The sequence below is a fragment of the Paenarthrobacter sp. 10L420 genome (assembly GCF_056395385.1).
Genome location: NZ_JBFTJK010000029.1, coordinates 1 through 19525 on the forward strand (window position 1 = coordinate 1; position 19525 = coordinate 19525).

Genomic DNA, 19525 nt, shown 5'->3' on the forward strand with positions numbered 1-19525 from the left:
TCCAGAATCGCGTGCTTTTGATCGAGAGTGAAGTGGCTCCGCTTCGAACGACGGGGAGGAACAATAAAATCCATGACGGACCTTTCCCTGCCGCGTGTATCACCTGGTGGGAACAGCAAACCTGTCACACAACAGCCTGACACACACGGGCGTTTCGGCGATCTCGCACTTTTCCGGCGATTTGGCTGCCTCCCCTGACATCTCAAGTGCGAGCCTGCCCTCGGAGCCTCGGCACTGGATGTCCACATAGCGTGGCGCACCCCTTTAAGGACTGGATGTTTCGTCGGCATGCTAAATCCATGGATCCAACATCATCGCTTGAAGGCACCGCCCCGTTAGTCCACCCGCTTCCTGTGCGCGGGTACATGTGGAGAACCGACGAGTTACTCCGTTTCGGCCTGAACGGTCGAAGGATCCAGGCACTGGTGGACTCCGGTGAGCTGCACCGCTTGAGGTACGGCTGCTACATCAGGGGCAACAAGTGGAATGCCCTTGGTCCGAGGAGGCAGGCCAAGGAGCGGATCCTGGCACATGCGCATGGGACGCTGACAACGTCAACAGGCGGGTTCGTCTACAGCCATTTGTCGGCTGCGCGACTCCACGGCCTGTTCGTGTGGGGCGTGGATGACAGGGTTCACATCCTGCACCCGGCCCGGCCATCCTCCGACCGCTGGGGCAAGGATGTTCGGGGACACACAGAAAGCTTCACTGAGGACGATGTCGTGCAGGTTCAGGGCTTGCGGGCGACCACACTCGAACGCACCATCTTTGACAGTGCCAGAATGCTCGGCTATCCAAAGGCACTGGTGATTATGGATCATGGACTGCGCCTCGGCGCTGATAGAAGCAGGCTGACTTCCTTGGCCGCGGTCTCCTCAGGGAAGCGGGGTATCCGCACGCTGCGCAAGGCTTTGGACAACGCAGACCCCCGCTCCGAGTCTGCTGGTGAGACATTGACCCGTGAGTTGATGCAAAGGCTCAGCATCAGGCCTCCACAGCCACAATTCGAGGTGCAGTCCCGCTTGGGTCGCCACCGTATGGATTTCGCTTGGGAAGAGGAAAGACTGGCTCTGGAGTTCGACGGTCGAACCAAATACTTCGACTTCAATCCGACTGATGAGGTCATCTTTCAAGAACGACGGCGGGAGAAGGCACTCGTCGAGGAGGGGTGGCGGTTCATCCGGATCGAGTGGAAGGACCTGTTTCAAGAACGCGCGTTCAAGGAACGCATCCTTCGGGCACTCAGGTGATGCGGCCTGAACGCGAGTTCGTGGGAACCCTGCCTGTTCGCACGGAACATTACGGCGATATGGCAGGCTTCCCGCGATCTCGGCGTCACGCTTTAGTAGCCCGCTGCGGCCCCCTTGATCATTTCTCCACTGGGGCTCACCAAGTACCAGACACTTTGGACGCCTTGGCCGGTGACATCGCCCGGAGCCTTGTCCTTGGCGTAGTAGTACAGCGGCATGCCATTGAGGGTGACCTGCTTCTTCCCATCAGGGGTCGCTATGGTTCCCACAGTGCCGGTGACGCCTTCAACGGCTGGCTTGTCCGACGTCGTCGTGAACACTGGCCACGCCGTCAGGCAGGCGCCAGTGCACGCGCTGGTTCCTGAATCCTTGACGTCCTTGGTGAAGAAGTACAGGCTCATGCCCTTGCTGTCCACCACGATCTGCCCGGCACTGGATGATGCAACCTTCATCTCTGCACCGGCCGTGGCCGGACTGGACATGGCTGTACTTGGGGACGTGGAGGTAGGTGCCGTCGAGGAAGTGGCGGTCGTGGGCGCGGCAGAGGACGTGGTGCTTGTCCCGGGGCTTCCGCCGCAACCGGCAAGAGCCACGGCGAAAACCATTGCGCCGATCCCAACGCTGAGTCTATTTCTCATGTTTAGCTCCTTTGACGGGCCGGCCGGGATGGGTCGGCGCTAACCCCTACGACGCCAGCGGGGGAAGAATGGTTCAAGGAGCTGAACCTTTTTCCCACGCGCGGCGTCGTATGGGGGTAGGGCAGCAGGAAACAGTGCGAAGGAGGTGGCTATGCCGCTGGACGAGGACGTGGTGGCGGCAATCTACCGCGATCACGGCACAGCGTTGAAGCGCTTTGTGCTCAGCTGCACTTCGGACACGCACTTGGCCGACGACGTCGTGCAGGAAACCATCCTCAAGGTCTGGCAGCACGCCCCGCAGATTACGGGCAGCCTGCGCAGTTACCTCTTCCGGACCGCCCGCAACGTCATCATCGACAACTACCGGAAGGCTCAGAGGCGTCCCCTCGAGGCAGGCGAGCACGACCTTCCAGACCATGTCGCGACGGAACGTGTTGATGAACTCTTGAACCGCGTCCTCATGGAAGAGGCGCTCCTACGGCTCAGCCACGAACACCGAGAGGTCCTTGTGGCCCTGCATTACCAGCGGTTCACCGTCAGCGAGGCAGCCCTGCAGCTGAACATCCCTGCCGGCACTGTGAAATCCCGGGCTTTCTATGCTGTGAAAGCCCTCCGAACGATCCTTGATGAAATGGGGGTGGAACGATGAACGGCAACCCCGTCCACCAATTGCTGGGCGCCTACCTGCTGGGCGGGCTCGACCCCGAGGAAGCTCGCACTTTTGAAGAGCACCTCGCCGGATGTGCTGCCTGCCGCAAGGAACTCGAGGAGTTGGAAAGCCTCCCCGCGCTGCTCGACGCCGTTCCGTCCGCCGACGCCGTCGCGCTCACCGTGACGGGTACCGCCGGTGCACTCTCACCTTTGGAACCGAGCCGGGAAGCATTGCCGCAGAAGATCTTGGTTGACCTTTCGGCACGCAGGAAGAAATCACGACGGCGGTGGGCGGCTTTCGTGGGGGCAGTCGCCGCTGCGTGCCTGGCACTTGGTTTCCTCGCGGGCCCGCTGCTGAATCAACCACCAAAACCCGATGCCAGCTACTCGGTGCAGTCCGAAACAGGCCTGCAACTGACAGTAGGCATGGTCAAGAAGACGTGGGGCACGGAGCTTGAGGTCGAGGGCAAGAGCATGCCGCTCGAAGGAACGCTCTACCTTTGGGTGAAGGGCCGGGACGGGGCGGAAGAGCGCACCTGCGGCTGGACGGCGACCCCGAGTGGTCGCATCAAGATCACTGGCGCTACGCCCGTGCAGCTTGGCGGCATCGCCGGAGTGGAGCTCCGGGATGAAGGGGACAAGACAGTGGCCTCAATTTCAGTGCCGTAGATGTCAGCGCCCTAGATTTCAGCGCCCTTGATTTCAGCCTAGGAGGTTTGCCCGCAGCTCTGCGACGAGGACGGGGTCCTCGCAGGCCCGGGCAAATGCTTCGATCCGGCGTTCGATTTCGCGGCCCAACAACCAGCTTCCGATTCTCTCGGCCACGGGCTTGAGCCAAGCCGGGCGGCAGGAAAAGGTGTACTTCCAGACTGCCCGGGTGCCGCCGTCGTCCGGGGTGAACCGCCAGCCACCGCCGAAGTTCTCAAAGAACCACGGCCCGGACACCATAGTCATTCCGACATTGCGGGGCGGGGTGTACGAGACGTACTCACTCACCATCTTCAGGCCCATCCTGGAGACGGTTCGTGTACGAACTCCCTTGCCCGCTCCTTTGGCTCCGTCAACGAAGCTTTGCGCCGAAATGAACGGATCCCATCTGAGCCTGAACTCGCCAGTGGTCTGCGAGAGCGCGAAGGCTGTCTCGGCATCCATGCGGATAAATCGTTCAGCACGAACCTGGGGCATTCAGGATCCCTGCCCTGAACCGAGCACCAGGAGAACCATAAAGGTGACGCCAAAGACGTTGACCGCCATGATCGCCAGTCCGATGATCCCCGTAATACGTCCGGCATTCATGCGCCCAGCCCGAAACACAGCAATCAGCCCACTGACCACAGACACAATGGCAAGTACCACCGCAACCAACGCCAGGATAAGCGCACTGAACCACCAGACGTCGTTGCCCGGGTTGTAGCGGCTCATCGCCGAAGCAACGGCCGCGACGCCCAGGGGAATGCTGACCACAGCAGCGATTGGCGAGAGCACTGCCGCGACGATGCTTGTGATGCCGGCACCCAACCCAGGCGTCCTGGACCGTTGCTGCTGCTGGTAGTACTCAGCCGGTGGCTGATAGCTCATGATTCCCCCAAGTGCTTCGGCTAGATCTTGCGATACGTGAGGTCGAAAATCATTCGGCCAGCCTCGTGGGCCTTGTTTTCAAAGCTTGTGCGGATACGGCCCTCGAACCGGGGAGCCCAGCCACCTTCCTCGTCCACACCCTCATTCGGACCCGTGTGCTCCGTGCTGACAGGTGCGCGGCCTTCCCGCACCGGGGCCCCTCCCACAACAGACTCGACGCCGGATTGCCACACTTGCGTCAGCGGGCTCTCCTCGCCACTGCGCTCGCCTTCGTGCATGTTCTCAAACTCAGTTGAGCCCGCCAAGACCTCGCGGACGTGTACGGCGTAGTTGGACCAGTCGGTGGCGATGCGCCAGTAACCACCCTTTTCCAGAGCCTTGGCAGCCACGGAAGCGAAAGCCGGCTGGATGAGGCGGCGCTTGTGGTGGCGTGCCTTGTGCCAGGGATCGGGGAAGAATACCCAGAGCTCACTGACCGAACCGGCGGGAAGCATCGATTCCAAAACCTCGGGCGCATTGGCTTCCACCACCCGAACGTTGGTCAGGCCACGGCTGTTGATCTTGATGATGGTGTTGGCCAAACCGGGCGTGTAAACCTCCACGGCCAAAAAGTCCTTGTCCGGATTCTGTTCGGCGGCATGGACCACGGCGTCGCCCAAACCCGAACCGATCTCGACAATCAGCGGAGCTTTGCGCCCAAAGACGGCCTCGGCATCAAACGTGTAACCGGGGTGCACCGAAGTGTTGGCGACGTGACGTGGAACCTGGACGGCCCAGCGCTCGGCGTGCTCTTCCCACGCCGCCTGCCTCCGGCCCTGCAAACGGGTGCCGCGGCGCACGAAACTGACCGGCCGGCCACCGTACGTTCCGAAGGAAGCCTGGCTGCCGGGCGTTACTGGTCGCGGGGAATCTGGGGTTTCACTCATCCTTTCCAGAATACTTTGGTTCCGGTGGGCAGATGGTTGGCTCAGACGAGGCTGAATCCGTGCTCCGGCGTCAAAACGGGATCATGATGCGGTTCCTGGTAGAAATCCAGGCAGCAACAAGCGCAACGTCCAGTGCCAGAACGCCCAGCCCAACAATTCCTGTGAACCACGCCTTGGTGTGCCGCCCGGTTGGCGTGGGTCGTCGAGCCAACACCACCGATGCTGTGCCGAGTAACAAGGAAATGAGGCCGCACAAGGACGGGAGGCTCCACAAGACGGTCGGGGCAACCCAATCAAGTGGCCCCGCCCTAGAGGGTGACCTAGTGAGAAACGCCACCAATAATGCCGCAGGCGCTGTGACTGGAAGGTATAAGAGCGCAGCGACGGCAAAGACGAAGCTGCCAATTCCTGTGTTGAGCCCAGGGGGCTGCTTTGGCGGGACGAGAACATATCCGATCGCCGACTCCGCCCTGTCCGGGTTCGACGATGCCGGCGAGCGCAAAGAAGTTTGGTTCATGCCCTCAACGCTATGGACGCCGATGCCGCACAGACAGAGGTAATCCCGCGTATGTGGACAACCTCGCCGCCCTTCAAGCCGCGGTCACATCACGCCCTTGGGCGGCAGATCAGATACGGCTGACAGAATAGGACGTGTGACCTCCTCGAACAGGCCCGGCGTCGCAGATACAAGCGGCCAGGCAGACCCGATCCGCTATCAGGCCGTTCGCCCTGAAATCGCTGTGGATGCCGAGATCGACGACGTCCCGCCCGCCCCACCTACGCAGCTGCCCTCCAAGAGGGCCCTGATCTACCTCGGCATTTGCCTCGTCCTGATCGGCCTGAACCTGCGGACGGTCTTCTCGAGCTTCTCGGCCGTCCTTCCAGAAATAACGTCCGACGCCGGGCTGCCGGGCTGGGCTGTGGTGGTCCTGACCACCGTTCCCGTGACATTGCTGGGCATATTCGCGCCCCTGGCCCCAATCCTTGCCCGCCGTTTCGGCGCCGAACGGGTCCTGCTGGGCGCGATGGCGGTGCTCACAGCAGGGCTTTTGGTGCGTGGGAGCGAAATCCCGGGAGTAGGCCACCTGCCAACGCTTCTGGCCGGAACGGCAGCATGCGGAGCAGCGATCGCGCTCTGCAACGTCCTCCTGCCAGGCGTGGTCAAAAGGGACTTCCCGCACCGCCTCGGGCTCATGGGCGGCCTCTACACGACGGCAATCTGTGCTTCCGCAGCCCTTGGTGCAGGGTTCACGTATCCGGTTTTTGCGGCAACGGGCCAATGGACTTCGGCGCTGTGGTCCTGGGCGCTGCCTGCCGCCGTCGTGCTTTTACTCTTTCTTCCGCTGGCCATCCGCCAGCCATCGGTAAAGCACCAGGCGGTCCGCGGCGGCGTGAACGTGTGGCGATCCGCGGTGGCCTGGCAGGTCACGCTGTTCATGGTGCTGCAGGCCATGATGTCGTTCAGCGTGTTTGCGTGGCTGGCGCCGATCCTGAGGGACAGGGGCATCGAGGGTGGGACGGCCGGTCTGATCGTGTCGGTGTCGATTGTGCTTCAGATGCTCGGTTCACTCTTCGCCCCTGCCCTGGCCACGCGGTTCAAAGACCAGCGCATCATCAACACGGTGGTAGCCCTGATGACTGGAGGCGGCTTCGCCCTCAGCATCTTCGGGCCCACTGAGCTGATTTGGATCTGGACCGGGCTGCTGGGACTGGGACAGGGCTCCCTCACGGCGGTTGCCCTCACGATGATCATGGTCCGCACCCGTGATGCCCACACCGCCGCGCACCTGTCGGGAATGATGCAGGGTGTCGGTTACGGAGTGGGCTCGGTGGGCACTTTGCTCGTGGGCCAACTGCACCAAGCCACGGGTGGATTCGCCGCGGCAGGCATCCTGTTCCTGGTGGTTGGAGCGCTGGCTGGGTTCTTCGGCTACCGCGCAGGCCGCAACAAGTTCGTTTAAACCGCGTTGTGAGGCCCGCAGAGCGGGCCTCACAACGGGAACCTAGACCGTCAGGTCCTTGCCCTTGGTCTCCGGGATCGAGAAGGCGAACGCGATGCCGATCACCAGCAGGATCACCGCGTACACGTTGAACAGGTACCCCTGGCCAATGGTGCCCAGCCATGTCTGGAGGTACGGAGCCGTGCCACCGAAGGCCGCTACGCAGATGGAGTACGGGACGCCGACGCCAACGGTGCGGATGTGCGTCGGGAACAGCTCGGCGTAGACGGCCGGGACAATGGACGCGCTACCAGCGATGAAGAACAGCATCACGGACATGGACACGGTCAGCTGCCATGGTGAATCCTTCAGCAGCCACGTCATGGGGAAGTGCATGATCATGGCACCGACGGACGAGCCGATCAGCACAGGCTTGCGGCCAATGCGGTCGGACAACTTGCCCCAGAACGGCAGTGCGGCGATGAACACAACATTGGCGATCACGCCGGCCCATAGTGCTGCTCCGCGGTCCATCTTCAGGGTTGTGGCTGCGTAGCTCGGCGCCACGACACCCCAGATGTAGTAGACCACCGTGAGGCCAACGGTAAGGCCGATAACCTGCAGGGCCTGCTTGCGGTACTTGACGATCTGCGGCCACATCGGCAGGCGCTTTTCGTTGGGCGTCTCAGCCTCGAATGCGTGGGTTTCCTTCATCTTGGCTCGCATGAACAGCGCGTAGATGCCCAGCGCGCCACCGATGAGGAACGGAATACGCCAACCCCAGGCGCTCATGTCGTTCTTTGACAGGACAGCAGTGAGGATCGCACCAAGCAGTGTTCCAGCCAGAATGCCGGCGGTGCCGGACGTGTAGATGAGTGTGGCCCAGAAGCCGCGCTTTTCCTTGGGTGCCATTTCGGACAGGTACGTTTGCGACGACGGCAGCTCACCACCGTGGGCAAGGCCCTGAATCAGTCGGGCGAGCAGGAGCATCACAGATGCGAACGCGCCAACGGCCTGGAACGTCGGCGCGATGCCGATGAGGAGGCTGCCGAGAGCTCCAAGCGCAACGGCTACCGTCATGGAGGTCTTGCGGCCGATGCGGTCGCCGATCCAGCCGAACACGAAACCGCCGAACGGCCGGGCAACAAACCCGACGGCGAAGATCGCCAAGGTGGACAGCACAGCAGACGTGGGGTCGGCCTGGCTGAACAAAGCACTCGCGATGAACGGCGAGAACGTGGCGTAGATGGCCCAGTCGTACCATTCAACGGCGTTGCCGATGCCGGTCCCGATCAGAGTGCGCAGATGGGACTTGTGGACCTTGACTTCGGTGGACGTTCCAACGGTGGCGGTCATGTGATTCTCCAAGGTGGGATAGGGCTGGGAGTTAGTTGGCGGCGAGGGCCGCGATGCGGGACACGGCGAGTTCTGCGTACAGGGCAGCGCCGTCGGTGAGGACGCCGTCGTCGAACGTCGCGTACGGCGAGTGGTTGAAGGGCGACGTCGCGTGGTCGGTGCCGGGGGCAACGGCGCTGAGCCCCACGAATGTTCCCGGGACCTCGGCCAGGACCCGGGAGAAGTCCTCGGAACCACTCAGGGGAGTTGCCATCCGGGTCAGCCTGGACTGGCCGAACATGCCAGCGATGACCTTCTCCGCCGTGTTGGTTTCGTCCTCGTCATTAATGGTGAGCGGGTATTCCTGTTGGTAGTCCACATCAACCTCCAGTCCGTGGGCTGCGGCAATGCCTTGGAGCAGCTTGGGTACTACTTCCATCATCTTCTGCCGTGACTCTTCGGAGAAGGTCCTGATGGTTGCTTCGATACGCGCGGTCTCGGGGATCACGTTTCGTTTGGTTCCTGCGTGCAGCACACCAACGGTGAGGACAACGGGATCGAACATGTTGAACTGGCGGGTCACCATGATCTGAAGGGCGGTGACCATTTCGGCTGCTGCGGTGACGGGGTCCTTGGCTGAGTGCGGTGCGGAGCCGTGTCCGCCGGCGCCAAGCACGGTCACAACGAGCCCATCCGAAGAACTGAGCATCACGCCGCTCTTGGTGACGAACTGGCCGTGCGGTTCCAGCGAGGAGAAGACGTGCATTCCGTACGCCGTATCTGCCCGCCTGCCAGCAGCATCCAGGACGCCTTCGTTGATCATGTAGCTGGCGCCGTCGAAGCCTTCCTCGCCGGGCTGGAACATGAGGACGACGTCGCCGGCCAGCTTGTCGCGACGCTCTGCCAGCAGGGTGGCGGCTCCGGCCAGCATGGAGGTGTGGAGGTCGTGGCCACAGGCGTGCATTGCTCCATCTACGCGGGAGGTGTAGTCCACTCCGGTGGTCTCCTGGACCGGAAGGCCGTCCATGTCTGCACGCAGCAACACCACGGGCTTCTCAGCCGAGGCGTAAGCCGCGCCCCCACGCAGAACTGCAGTGACCGACGTCGTGTCCTTGCCCAGGGTGATTTCGTAAGGGAGTCCGTCGAGTGCCTTCAGCACCTTTTCCTGGGTGCGGGGCAGTTGCAGGCCGATTTCCGGCTCACGGTGGAGGTCGTGGCGGAGGCGGACGATGTCGTCCTGCAGTTCCTTGGCGTCGGCGGCGATGGTCATGTGTACTCCTGGTCTCGCTTGGCTACGGGTTTCTTCCAGCAATTCTGTGGTGACTTAACTCACAATCCTGAAAACATCTACAAAAATGCAAGGAAGCCGCAGAAACGCACGATTCATGCACAGTTGAGAGAATGTACGCATGGAACTCAGTGAAGAGGATCTACGACTCGTCAATGCCCTGCAGATTTCTCCCCGCATCAGCTGGTCCGACGCCGGCGCGGTCCTGGGTGTCCATGCCACAACCCTGGCCGCGCGGTGGGACCGCCTGAAAGCCACGGGAGCGGCCTGGACTACGGCGCACCTGATGGGCGATCCGAAGAACATGTGCCTCGCCATGGTGGACATCGACTGCGACATGGACCTACGGCCGGACGTTGTCACTGCGCTCGCAGAGCTCCCTGAGGTCATCACCGTGGAAGAAGCCGCCAGTAACCGCGATCTCACGCTCACGGTCATCACCCAGGACCTCGATCAGTTCAGCACCAGCCTGCTGCCGCGGCTCAAGGAAATCCGTGGGCTCACCAAGTACCACACGTCGCTCTGCACCCGCATCCATACCAGCGGATATGCGTGGCGGCTGAATGTGCTCACGAAAGGGGAACAGCAAGCGCTTCGGGCGATGGCCGGGCCCGAATCGGCCAACCCCTCCGCTCCGGACGCCATCGTTGTGCCGCTGCCCGAGAGCCATCTGGCGCTTATCCCGTTTCTGTCCCGCGACGGCCGCGCTTCTGCTGCTGAGATCGCGCGGGCTTTGGGGCGGCATCCCGCCACCGTGCAACGCCAGTTGGGGCGGGTGCTGAACAGCAGGATGCTCTCCTTTCGCTGCGAGATCGCCCAAAAATTCTCCGGTTATCCCATCACAGTCCAGTGGTTTGCGAACGTCCCCGCGGGACAGCACGAGGCCGCAGCCACTGAACTGCGTTCCATCCGGAATGTCAGGTTTTCCGCGTCAACCACCGGCCGCACCAACTTCACCATGATCATGTGGCTGCGTTCGCTTGCGCAGGTCATGGAAATGGAACTCGCCATCCAGCAGCGGATCCCGGGGATCGAACTCGTGGAGAGCGTCGTCATGTTGAACACGGCCAAACGAGTTGGCTGGATGCTGAACCCGGACTCCACAGCTACGGGGACAGTGGTGGCACCATACGGGGAACTGCTGCCGGAAACAGCGTGAGTTGTTGCCGAAGTTGACGACGACGGCGTCACCCCGCTCGGGCGCGGTTCCCGCCTCTGTCAGGCGTGCTTCGTTGCCCGGAGGACCGTGTCCACAACAGTAGCCGGTTCGCCCTCCGGACCCGTGACGGTGCGTTCCCGCGAAGTCAGGACGTTGACGAACCACGGCTCGCGATCCAGGCGGAGCGCGCCGGCCAACTGTTCCGGCGAGAAGAACATGCCCGTTTCACGGTGGTGGCTCCAAGGGGCGAGTCCATGCGGGTGATGTCCGACCACCAGCAACGTACCGCCCGGGGCTACCGCCGCTGCCGCGGAAGCTACCGAGTCGCGCCACGGCAGGAGCGGGCTGTGGAGGAACTGTGCTGATACGAGGTCAAAGATGGGTTCCGGCTCCCATTCCGCCAAGTCCTGCTGCTGCCACGTGATCCGGTCAGCGTAACCGGAGTCCACGGCATGGGCTGCTGCACGTTTAAGCGCGACGGCGGACACATCCATTGCGGTGACCTTCCAGCCCTGCCCGGCGAGCCAGATCGCGTCTGCACCCTCGCCGCAGCCAACGTCCAAGGCCGTTCCCGCACGAAGGCCCGCCACTTCGGCGACCAACTGAGGATTCGGGTTCCCGCTCCAGACCTTTGGACGCTCCTTGTACATGCCGTCCCACATGTCAGCGGCGTTGTCAGCGTCCTCGTGGAGATTGAGCCCGCCATGCCTCGGCTCGCTGTGGTGAGTATCGCCGTCGTGCGTGTGTTCAGTCATATGCCAAGCGTGCCGTGAGGCTTGGCGCAAGGCAATCCCTGTTGCTGCTTCGGCAAGTTCCACACATACGAACAAACAATCTGGTTTTTCCATTTGATGGTGACTAGCGTTTGATCCAAGCGCTGGACAAAAGTCACTGGCGTCTGAAACGGGGGATTCATGATGTTCGGGACGTCTATATTCAATGCGCGTGCTGCCTTTGTGGCCTTGACTGCGGCCTTTACGCTCGTGGCTTCCGGGTTACCGGCCCAGGCCAATCCACTGAAGCCCGACGCCGTCGCAGCAGGCACTGCACCAACCATCACTGCGCCCATGGCGACTTTCGGGACGCCGTCCAGGATCGAGGTTCCGAGCCCACACTTTGTTGAACCGAGCCCCGACGGGAGCAAGCTGTTCACAGTGTCCGCATCCGGGGCCTTCGCCTCGATCGATGTTGCCACTGATACCGTGACTGCGAGCATCGATGTCCGGGATGTTACTGCCATGGAGGTCAGCCCGGACGGCGCCAAGGTGTTCCTCGCAACGAGCGAGCTCCAGGAGCATTTCCTCACCGTGGTGGACACTGCCGCGATGACGGTCGCGGACATACCCGTGGACGGCCCGGTCTTCAGCCTCGCGTTTACTCCCGACTCGGCCAATGTTTACGCGGCTGTGTACGGCACCCCCGCAGATACAGGCTCGACGCCGGGATCGGTTGCGGTCATCGATGTGGCGGCGGCGTCCTTGGTCTCCTCGGTTCCCGTTGGTCGCGAGCCAACACAGATTCTTGTGACGCCTGATGGGGCCAAGGCCTTCGCACTGAATCTCCTGGACCAATCGGTCTCCGCCATCGAGACGTCTACGAACACCGTGACCAGCACCATTCCCCTCGGCGGGACGTCAACTGGAGGGTCCATGTCCCCGGACGGATCCAAGCTGTACTATCCCAAGCTCGAAGGCGGCATCGCCATCGCAGGCGTCACCACGAATACCGTGATCGGGGAAGTGATGACCCAAGCCGTGGCCACGGCACCAAGCTTCACTCCAGATGGGTCGCGGGCGTTCGTCGTTGACCAGAGGCCGAATGACTATTACGTTGCTGAAGTCAATCTGCAAGGGAATTCACTGACACCGGTCAGCCTCTCGGACGGCCCGGTCATGAACATGGGACCTCTCACGGTCCAGGTCAGTCCCGACGGTGGGCGACTCTATGTGTTGGGCCACAGTATCAACGTGCTCAGCCTGCCAACGCTCAAGCCAGCAGGCGTCATCACGTTGGAAGATGGGTTGCTTCCCCGCCAGTTCGTCATGCTCCCGGACGCCTCCAAAGGGTACGTCGTTCCGGGCAACCAGGGCGATTACCTCTTGGCTGTTACCACGGCAGGACCGGAGAACGTGTGGAAGGACTACAACTCCGACGGCGCCACGGACGTTCTGGCACGCGACTCAGCTGGGGCCCTGTGGCTGTATCCCGGAAACGGCAACAAAGGATGGCTGCCCCGTTCACAGGTTGGTTCCGGCTGGAACATCATGAACCTGTTGATGGCGTCGGGCGACTTTGATGGTGACGCCAAACCGGATGTCTTGGCACGCGACGAGTCTGGTGATTTGTGGCTGTATCCGGGTGACGGCAATTCTGATTGGCTGCCCCGCTCCCATGTCGGCGTCGGCTGGAACGCGATGACCGCCGTCGTGGCCCCGGGCGACTTTGATGATGATGGCAAAGCCGATGTCCTGGCCCGGGATAGTGCCGGTGACCTCTGGCTGTATCCGGGGAACGGCTCGGGTGGGTGGCTTCCCAGGTCGAAGGTGGGTACGAACTGGAACATGATGACAGCCATCATGGGCCCGGGGAACCTCCGCTATCCGGGGCGGGACATCCTTGCCCGCGACACCTGGGGCACGTTGTTTCTCTACGAACCCGACGGCTCAGGTGGCTGGTACCCACCCTTGCTGGTTGGCATCGAGTGGAACGGTATGTCAGCAATCGTCACCCCAGGCGACTTCGACAGCGACGATGTGCCGGACATCCTTGCCCGCGACGCCAGCGGCACCCTGTGGCTCTACCCAGGGCAGGGGTTCGGGGGATATTCGCCGCGGGTACAGGTAGGAGTGGGATGGAATGTCATGACGGCGATCATCTGAGGGGATTATCCGGGCTGGTTCCAGCGTTGCGCTCCTGCCCCGGTCGCCCCCAGCTCGTCGGCGGGGTTCTGAAGCGTGCACGATTTCAGGCTCAAGCAACCACAGCCGATGCAGCCATCCAGATCGTTCCGCAGGTGTTGCAGCGCGGCAATTCGCTCGTCGAGTTCCCTGCGCCATCGCGACGACAACCGCGTCCAGTCCCGTTTAGTGGGCGTCCGTCCATCGGGCAGTGAGTCCAACGCCTCCCGGATGTCCTTCAAAGGAAGGCCAACTCTTTGCGATGTTTTGATGAATGCCACTCGACGCAACGTTTCGCGCCTGTACCGCCGCTGGTTGCCGGCCGTGCGCTCAGCTGTAATGAGCCCGTTGCGTTCGTAGAAGTGAAGGGCCGACGGCGATACTCCGCTACGTTCCGAAAGCTCACCAATGCTCAGGGGCCGGTGGGCGCTGCCTGGAACTTGTGGCATGGCTGGTCCTCCCGTGGTGGGCGTGGTGGATTGACCTCAACATTAGTTGAGGTTCTAGGGTAACGTCCATGACCCCTGATACTTCAACGGCCGGGATACTCCGCCGTCCATACCTGCTGGCCACCGTCGGTGCTTGTGCGCTCGTTTTCCTCAGCGCCTTCGAGTCCCTGGCGGTCACCACGATCATGCCGCTCGTCAGTCGGGACCTGGACGGAGCCAGCCTTTACGCGCTGGCCTTCGCCGGCCCCCTTGCGACTGGCGTGATGGGCATGGTGGGAGCAGGTAACTGGTCCGATCGTCGGGGTCCCGCGGCGCCGCTGTACGCATCGGTGGCACTGTTCGTCGCCGGCCTGCTGATCGCAGGAACAGCCGGGAGCATGGAAGTCCTGGTGCTCGGACGGCTCGTGCAGGGACTTGGCGGCGGCGCCATGACCGTAGCCCTGTATGTTTTGGTGGCACGCGTCTACCCGCCGGTGCTTCATCCCAAAATCTTTGCCGCGTTTGCCGCTTCCTGGGTGATCCCGTCACTCGTGGGCCCGTTTGCCGCAGGGATCGTGGCACAGCTGAGCAGTTGGCACTGGGTATTCCTGGGCGTCGTGGGGTTGGTTGTTCCGGCACTGCTGATGGTGGTTCCGGCTGTACGCGGGATGGCTCACGACTCCGAAGCAGATACCCAGCGCGTGCCGTGGGCCTTCGGACGCATGGGCTGGGCGGCGCTGGCCGCGCTGACCGTCCTCGCGCTGAACCTGTCAGCAGAGGTGCCGGGCGTGGGCGGGGTGATTGCCGTCGTCGCGCTTGTCCTTGCTGTGGTGGCGGTACGGCCGTTGGTACCGCGCGGAACACTGCTTGCCCGTCGAGGCCTTCCCAGCGTCATCCTCACCCGCGGTTTAGCATCGGCCGCGTTTTTCGGCGCGGAGGTCTACCTGCCATACCTGCTGACCGAACAGTACGCATTCACGCCGACGTTTGCCGGGCTTACCCTCACTGGCGCCGCGCTCGCATGGGCAGGGGCGTCCGCTCTGCAGGGACGGTTGGGTTCCAAGCTGGCTGATGCCCTCGCCGTGAAAATCGGTGCTGTGCTGGTGCTGGTGGCCATAGTGCTGGCCCTGGTGACCGCGGCCTTGGCGCTGCCGGCGGGTATTGCCATTGGAGGCTGGATCCTTGCGGGCGGTGGCATGGGACTCATGTACCCGCGGCTCTCGGTGATGACCTTGGCGTTGTCCGGTGAGGAAAACCAGGGCTTCAACAGCGCAGCGATGTCCATCTCGGACTCTCTGGGCGGCGCCTTGTCCCTCGCCGCCACGGGACTCGTCTTCGCAGCATTTACGACGACGAACCCGTTTGCGGGGGTCTTCGCACTGACGGCGGTGATCGCCGTCGTCGGGGTCCTCATAGCGCCGCGGGTCGCCACCCGGGCGGGTGTCTCCACCACGCGGGAAACCGAACCTGAGGCATCGCTCCACAAGTAGCCCGACGCTCACCAAGCCCAAGTAAGTACCAGTTGAGCGCGTTTTGAGCGTCCAAAACGCGCTCAGCTGCTACCCAGTTGGGGCCCCACAACGCGGGCCCGAACCAGCCCGATGCGGGGCTCGAGGCCGAACACTGCTAGACTGGGAGCACTTGATGTGCGGTGACGCCCTGAAGCAGGTGGCCCAACAGGCTACGTGACGGGGCATTTTTCATGTGAGAGGCACATCCTGCGTCGATGAACGCTTCCATTTGGTCCCGGCCAACGCTCCAGCAGCGAACCGGTAGACCACCTGACTTTTCCTCGGCGAACCCCTGGCCCAACCGGCGTCGGGGGCCGATGTCCGCAACTGGACACCGCCCGAAAGACATAAGTACATGACTACTTTTGCTGCCCTTGGCACGCCCAAGGCTATTGCTGATTCCCTCGCCGCAGACGGCATCGAAGAGGCATTCCCCATCCAGGTGAAGACCCTCCCGGATACGCTCGCAGGCCGCGACGTCCTGGGTCGGGGCCGCACCGGCTCCGGCAAGACCATCGCTTTCGCCATCCCGCTTGTGGCCCGCTTGGCCGAGCGTGAAGCCAAGCACTTCCGCAAGCCGGGCCGCCCCATGGGCCTCGTCCTTGCTCCGACGCGTGAACTCGCAACCCAGATCAACGCCACAATCGAGCCATTGGCCAAGGCCATGGGCCTGAACACCACGGTGATCTACGGCGGCATCTCCCAGGCACGCCAGGAAAAGGCGCTGCGCGCCGGCGTCGACATCGTCATCGCCTGCCCGGGCCGCCTCGAAGACCTGATCCGCCAGCGCATCCTGACCCTCGAAGCCGTTGAGGTCACCGTGCTGGACGAGGCAGACCACATGGCTGACCTCGGCTTCCTCCCGGTGGTCAAGAAGCTCATGGACATGACCCCCACCCAGGGTCAGCGCCTGCTCTTCTCGGCGACGTTGGACAACGGTGTTGACAAGCTGGTCAACCGTTACCTGTCCAACCCGCTCACGCACTCCGTGGATGACCCGCAGGCTGCCGTCACCACCATGGAACACCACGTCCTGGTAGTCAACGATCAGACCGTGAAGAAGCAGCTCATCGTCGAACTGGCCTCCGGCGCCGGCCGCCGCGTCCTCTTCATGCGGACCAAGCACCACGCCCGCAAGCTTGCCAAGACCCTGACGGACGCCGGCATCCCCGCCGTCGACCTTCACGGCAACCTGTCGCAGAACGCCCGCGACCGCAACTTGGCCGAGTTCTCCAACGGTGACGTACGCGTCCTGGTAGCCACCGACGTCGCAGCCCGCGGCGTGCACGTTGACGACGTCGAACTCGTCATCCACGTTGACCCGCCCACAGAGCACAAGGCGTACCTGCACCGCTCAGGCCGCACGGCCCGCGCCGGTTCCGATGGCACTGTTGTCACCCTGACGCTCCCGGAGCAGCAGAGCGACGTCAAGAAGCTCATGAAGGCTGCCGGCGTCGACGTATCGTTCGAGCGCGTCACTGCCAACTCGCCGCTGGTCGCCGAGCTCGTGGGCGACATCGCAGACAAGGTTGATCCCCGCACCCGTGCGGCCCTCCTCGCGGCGAAAGCCCCGCAGGGTGGCGGCACGTCAACTGGCGCCAACGCCCAGCGAAAGCGCGCACGCCGTACCGGCGGCCAGGCTGCACCCACCACGGGTGGCCGTGGCGGTCGCGGCGGACGCGGCAAGGTGGCAGCTGAGCCGGTTCGCACCGACATCAACCGCGCTGACCGTCGCGCAGCAATGAACGACGACGTCGCCCGCAGCTCACGCGGCCGCGGCAAGGCTGGTGCCACGCACCGCAACGACGTTCCCGGCTCGCAGGGCCAGGGCGCCCGCAGTGGCCGTCCGGCTTCGGGCCAGCGTGCCGCTACCGGTGGCCAGCGCTCTGCTTCGGCTCCGCGCACCGCGTCCACCACGAGCACCCGCACTGGCGGAAACAAGGCTGTTTGGTCTTCCGCAACGGGCGCTGCATCCGGCGGATCCTACGGTTCGGGCTCCAGTGCTTCCGGCAACTCCGGTCGCGGGGGCTCCGGCGCCGGTCGTCCGGCACGCAGCGGCCCGCGCCGTGCATCGGCTCCCGCATCGAACGAGCGTCGCGGCCGCTAATACCCCACCGGCACCCTCGCCTCGCAAGCTCGGCCAGGGAACCCTGCCGGCGTGGGCCCGGGTTGGAAGGCCCGCTCTGCGCACTGTCCCCAAGGAATAGAGCGCAGAGCAGGGCCCCGCAACGCATGCCTCACCAGCCGCGGGCGCGCCACTCCTCAAGGTGTGGCCGCTCGGCTCCGAGGGTCGTGGGCAATCCATGGCCCGGGTGCACCACGGTCTCGTCCGGGTAGGCGTCGAACAGCCGCTCTTTCACGTCGTTCAACAGTGAAGTGAAACGTGAAGGATCGCCCTGTGTGTTGCCGACGCCTCCGGGAAACAACGAGTCCCCACTGAAAATGTGGGCAGGCCCATCCGGATCCTGGTAAACGAAAGCGATCGAGCCAGGGGTGTGTCCACGCAGGTGGATTGCCGTGATCTCGAAGTCGCCGAACCGCTCGACGTCGCCGTGACCAAGCCGGACATCTACCGGAACGGGCAGCGCATCGGCGTCGTCCGCTCCTGCAGAAGTGCTGGCGCCCGTAGCTGAGACCAGCTCACCCAAGGCACGGATGTGGTCCCAATGCTGGTGCGTGGTGGCGATTCGGACGAGCTTCGGCACCTCGGAAGTATCCGTTTCGCTGTCCTTCAGGAGTTGCTGAATGGCTGGAAGGTCGTCGGCGGCGTCGATCAACAGCTGCACGCCTGTCGACTTCGAGGTGAGCAGATACACATTGTTGTTCATCTCGCTGACCGAGATGCTCCGGATGGTGACATCCCGCGATGAGTGAATAAGCGAATCCATCGGCTCAGTCTATGCAGTGGTCGTGTTGGCTTCGCGGCCTTGCGACACCCAGTTGGGGTCGGCAGAACGTGAACCCACGACGGCGTCCGCGGCTTGGTCGAGCACCTCAAGTTGCGCTGTTCCCAGTTGCAGGGACAGAGCGCCAAGGTTCTCATCGATGCGGTGCGTTTTGCGCGTGCCGGGGATGGGGACCACCGGCAGTCCAAGGCGCTTGCCTTGGGCGAACAGCCAAGCCAGTGCTACCTGGGCTGGAGTTGCACCCAGGTCATCGGCTACCTCCCGAACCGCGGCCACTACGGCCTGGTTTGCATCGAGGGCCTCGCCACCAAAGCGGGGAATCTTGTGGCGGAAGTCGTTTTCGCCCAAGTCGCTCGCGCTAATGGTTCCCGTGAGGAACCCGCGGCCGAGCGGCGAATAAGGCACAAAGCCAACACCGAGTTCCTTCGCTGCGGGAACAACGTTTTGCTCAACATCCCTGCTCCAGATTGACCATTCACTCTGGACCGCGGCAATGGGATGGACGGCGTTGGCCTGCCGGAGCTCCTCGGCTGTCACCTCAGACAGTCCAAGGTGCCGAACCTTGCCCTCACGGACCAGCTCCGCCATGGCCTCCACGGTTTCCACTATCGGAACGCGGAGGTCCCGGCGGTGCAGGTAGTAGAGGTCAATCACGTCAGTGTCCAGGCGGCGGAGGCTAGCTTCTGCCGCCTGCCTGACGTAGAGCGCATCGCCGCGAACTCCCGTGTACCCGTTCGCGGCGTTGCCCTCTATCCCGAATTTTGTTGCCAACTGGACCTCGTCGCGCCGGTCTTTCAGGAGCTTGCCCACCAACTCCTCGTTGCTTCCGGAGCCGTAAACATCCGCGGTGTCGATGAAGGTGATTCCCGCATCCACCGCATGCCTAAGTGTCTGCAGGGCTTCCTCGGGGTCGATTCCCCCATACACCGGCGTCAGGGCCATGCCGCCAAAGCCGAGGGGGCTAACAGAAAGGCCATCGCCGAGTTGAACTGTAGTCATGAACTTCTCCCATGAGTGT

18 protein-coding genes are annotated in these 19525 nt (G+C 63.0%); 8 read left to right on the forward strand and 10 right to left on the reverse strand.

What is annotated here, in order from left to right:
* The first annotated feature begins 299 nt into the window (after positions 1–299).
* A complete protein-coding gene (locus AC1DD5_RS23760) occupies positions 300–1250 on the forward strand; it encodes a type IV toxin-antitoxin system AbiEi family antitoxin domain-containing protein (protein ID WP_477522925.1) in 951 nt (316 codons plus the stop codon).
* Between the two features lie 92 nt (positions 1251–1342).
* Here AC1DD5_RS23760 and AC1DD5_RS23765 read toward each other — a convergent pair whose 3' ends face one another.
* The gene (locus AC1DD5_RS23765) at positions 1343–1888 is read right to left on the reverse strand and encodes a COG4315 family predicted lipoprotein (RefSeq protein WP_442003310.1); all 546 of its coding nucleotides are present in this window, start codon (positions 1886–1888) and stop codon (positions 1343–1345) included.
* A 151-nt stretch (positions 1889–2039) separates the two neighbouring features.
* Between AC1DD5_RS23765 and AC1DD5_RS23770 the strand changes: the two genes are divergently transcribed.
* Positions 2040–2537 (forward strand): sigma-70 family RNA polymerase sigma factor, encoded by a 498-nt coding sequence (locus tag AC1DD5_RS23770; RefSeq protein ID WP_477522926.1) that lies wholly within the window; start codon positions 2040–2042, stop codon positions 2535–2537.
* Positions 2534–3208: an anti-sigma factor family protein gene (locus tag AC1DD5_RS23775; protein WP_477522927.1), complete on the forward strand. Its 675-nt coding sequence runs from the start codon at positions 2534–2536 to the stop codon at positions 3206–3208. The genes AC1DD5_RS23770 and AC1DD5_RS23775 overlap by 4 nt, the downstream gene beginning before the upstream one ends.
* A gap of 33 nt (positions 3209–3241) precedes the next feature.
* On the opposite strand, the gene AC1DD5_RS23780 is transcribed toward AC1DD5_RS23775, so the two are convergent.
* Genes AC1DD5_RS23780 through trmB form a run of 3 tightly spaced genes read right to left on the reverse strand, consistent with a single transcriptional unit; the run spans position 3242 to position 5043 of the window.
* Complete coding sequence (locus tag AC1DD5_RS23780; RefSeq protein ID WP_477522928.1) at positions 3242–3724, reverse strand: type II toxin-antitoxin system RatA family toxin; 483 nt, start codon at positions 3722–3724, stop codon at positions 3242–3244.
* Positions 3725–4117 (reverse strand): hypothetical protein, encoded by a 393-nt coding sequence (locus AC1DD5_RS23785; protein WP_477522929.1) that lies wholly within the window; start codon positions 4115–4117, stop codon positions 3725–3727.
* Between the two features lie 20 nt (positions 4118–4137).
* Positions 4138–5043, reverse strand: coding sequence for a tRNA (guanosine(46)-N7)-methyltransferase TrmB (gene trmB, locus AC1DD5_RS23790; protein ID WP_477522930.1), 906 nt, complete (start codon positions 5041–5043; stop codon positions 4138–4140).
* 653 nt (positions 5044–5696) lie between these two features.
* Between trmB and AC1DD5_RS23795 the strand changes: the two genes are divergently transcribed.
* A complete protein-coding gene (locus AC1DD5_RS23795; protein WP_477522931.1) occupies positions 5697–7004 on the forward strand; it encodes an MFS transporter in 1308 nt (435 codons plus the stop codon).
* Between the two features lie 42 nt (positions 7005–7046).
* On the opposite strand, the gene AC1DD5_RS23800 is transcribed toward AC1DD5_RS23795, so the two are convergent.
* Together AC1DD5_RS23800 and AC1DD5_RS23805 are read right to left on the reverse strand one after the other, a co-directional pair.
* The gene (locus tag AC1DD5_RS23800; protein ID WP_477522932.1) at positions 7047–8339 is read right to left on the reverse strand and encodes an MFS transporter; all 1293 of its coding nucleotides are present in this window, start codon (positions 8337–8339) and stop codon (positions 7047–7049) included.
* Between the two features lie 31 nt (positions 8340–8370).
* The gene (locus AC1DD5_RS23805; protein ID WP_477522933.1) at positions 8371–9588 is read right to left on the reverse strand and encodes a M20 metallopeptidase family protein; all 1218 of its coding nucleotides are present in this window, start codon (positions 9586–9588) and stop codon (positions 8371–8373) included.
* Between the two features lie 139 nt (positions 9589–9727).
* Between AC1DD5_RS23805 and AC1DD5_RS23810 the strand changes: the two genes are divergently transcribed.
* Positions 9728–10765, forward strand: coding sequence for an Lrp/AsnC family transcriptional regulator (locus AC1DD5_RS23810; protein WP_477522934.1), 1038 nt, complete (start codon positions 9728–9730; stop codon positions 10763–10765).
* Between the two features lie 59 nt (positions 10766–10824).
* Here AC1DD5_RS23810 and AC1DD5_RS23815 read toward each other — a convergent pair whose 3' ends face one another.
* Positions 10825–11520 (reverse strand): SAM-dependent methyltransferase, encoded by a 696-nt coding sequence (locus tag AC1DD5_RS23815; protein WP_477522935.1) that lies wholly within the window; start codon positions 11518–11520, stop codon positions 10825–10827.
* Positions 11521–11679: 159 nt separating this feature from the next.
* On the opposite strand from AC1DD5_RS23815, the gene AC1DD5_RS23820 reads away from it, so the two are divergent.
* Positions 11680–13644: an FG-GAP-like repeat-containing protein gene (locus AC1DD5_RS23820; RefSeq protein ID WP_477522936.1), complete on the forward strand. Its 1965-nt coding sequence runs from the start codon at positions 11680–11682 to the stop codon at positions 13642–13644.
* 5 nt (positions 13645–13649) lie between these two features.
* On the opposite strand, the gene soxR is transcribed toward AC1DD5_RS23820, so the two are convergent.
* Entirely contained in the window at positions 13650–14111 is a 462-nt protein-coding gene (gene soxR, locus AC1DD5_RS23825; RefSeq protein ID WP_477522937.1) for a redox-sensitive transcriptional activator SoxR, read from the reverse strand.
* A gap of 68 nt (positions 14112–14179) precedes the next feature.
* On the opposite strand from soxR, the gene AC1DD5_RS23830 reads away from it, so the two are divergent.
* Together AC1DD5_RS23830 and AC1DD5_RS23835 are read left to right on the forward strand one after the other, a co-directional pair.
* On the forward strand, positions 14180–15580 hold the full coding sequence (locus AC1DD5_RS23830) for an MFS transporter (RefSeq protein ID WP_477522938.1): 1401 nt from the start codon (positions 14180–14182) through the stop codon (positions 15578–15580).
* 376 nt (positions 15581–15956) lie between these two features.
* On the forward strand, positions 15957–17708 hold the full coding sequence (locus AC1DD5_RS23835) for a DEAD/DEAH box helicase (protein ID WP_477513913.1): 1752 nt from the start codon (positions 15957–15959) through the stop codon (positions 17706–17708).
* Positions 17709–17838: 130 nt separating this feature from the next.
* Here AC1DD5_RS23835 and AC1DD5_RS23840 read toward each other — a convergent pair whose 3' ends face one another.
* Positions 17839–18489 (reverse strand): MBL fold metallo-hydrolase, encoded by a 651-nt coding sequence (locus AC1DD5_RS23840; RefSeq protein ID WP_477513912.1) that lies wholly within the window; start codon positions 18487–18489, stop codon positions 17839–17841.
* Between the two features lie 9 nt (positions 18490–18498).
* Entirely contained in the window at positions 18499–19506 is a 1008-nt protein-coding gene (locus AC1DD5_RS23845; RefSeq protein ID WP_477513911.1) for an aldo/keto reductase, read from the reverse strand.
* Positions 19507–19525: the final 19 nt, after the last annotated feature.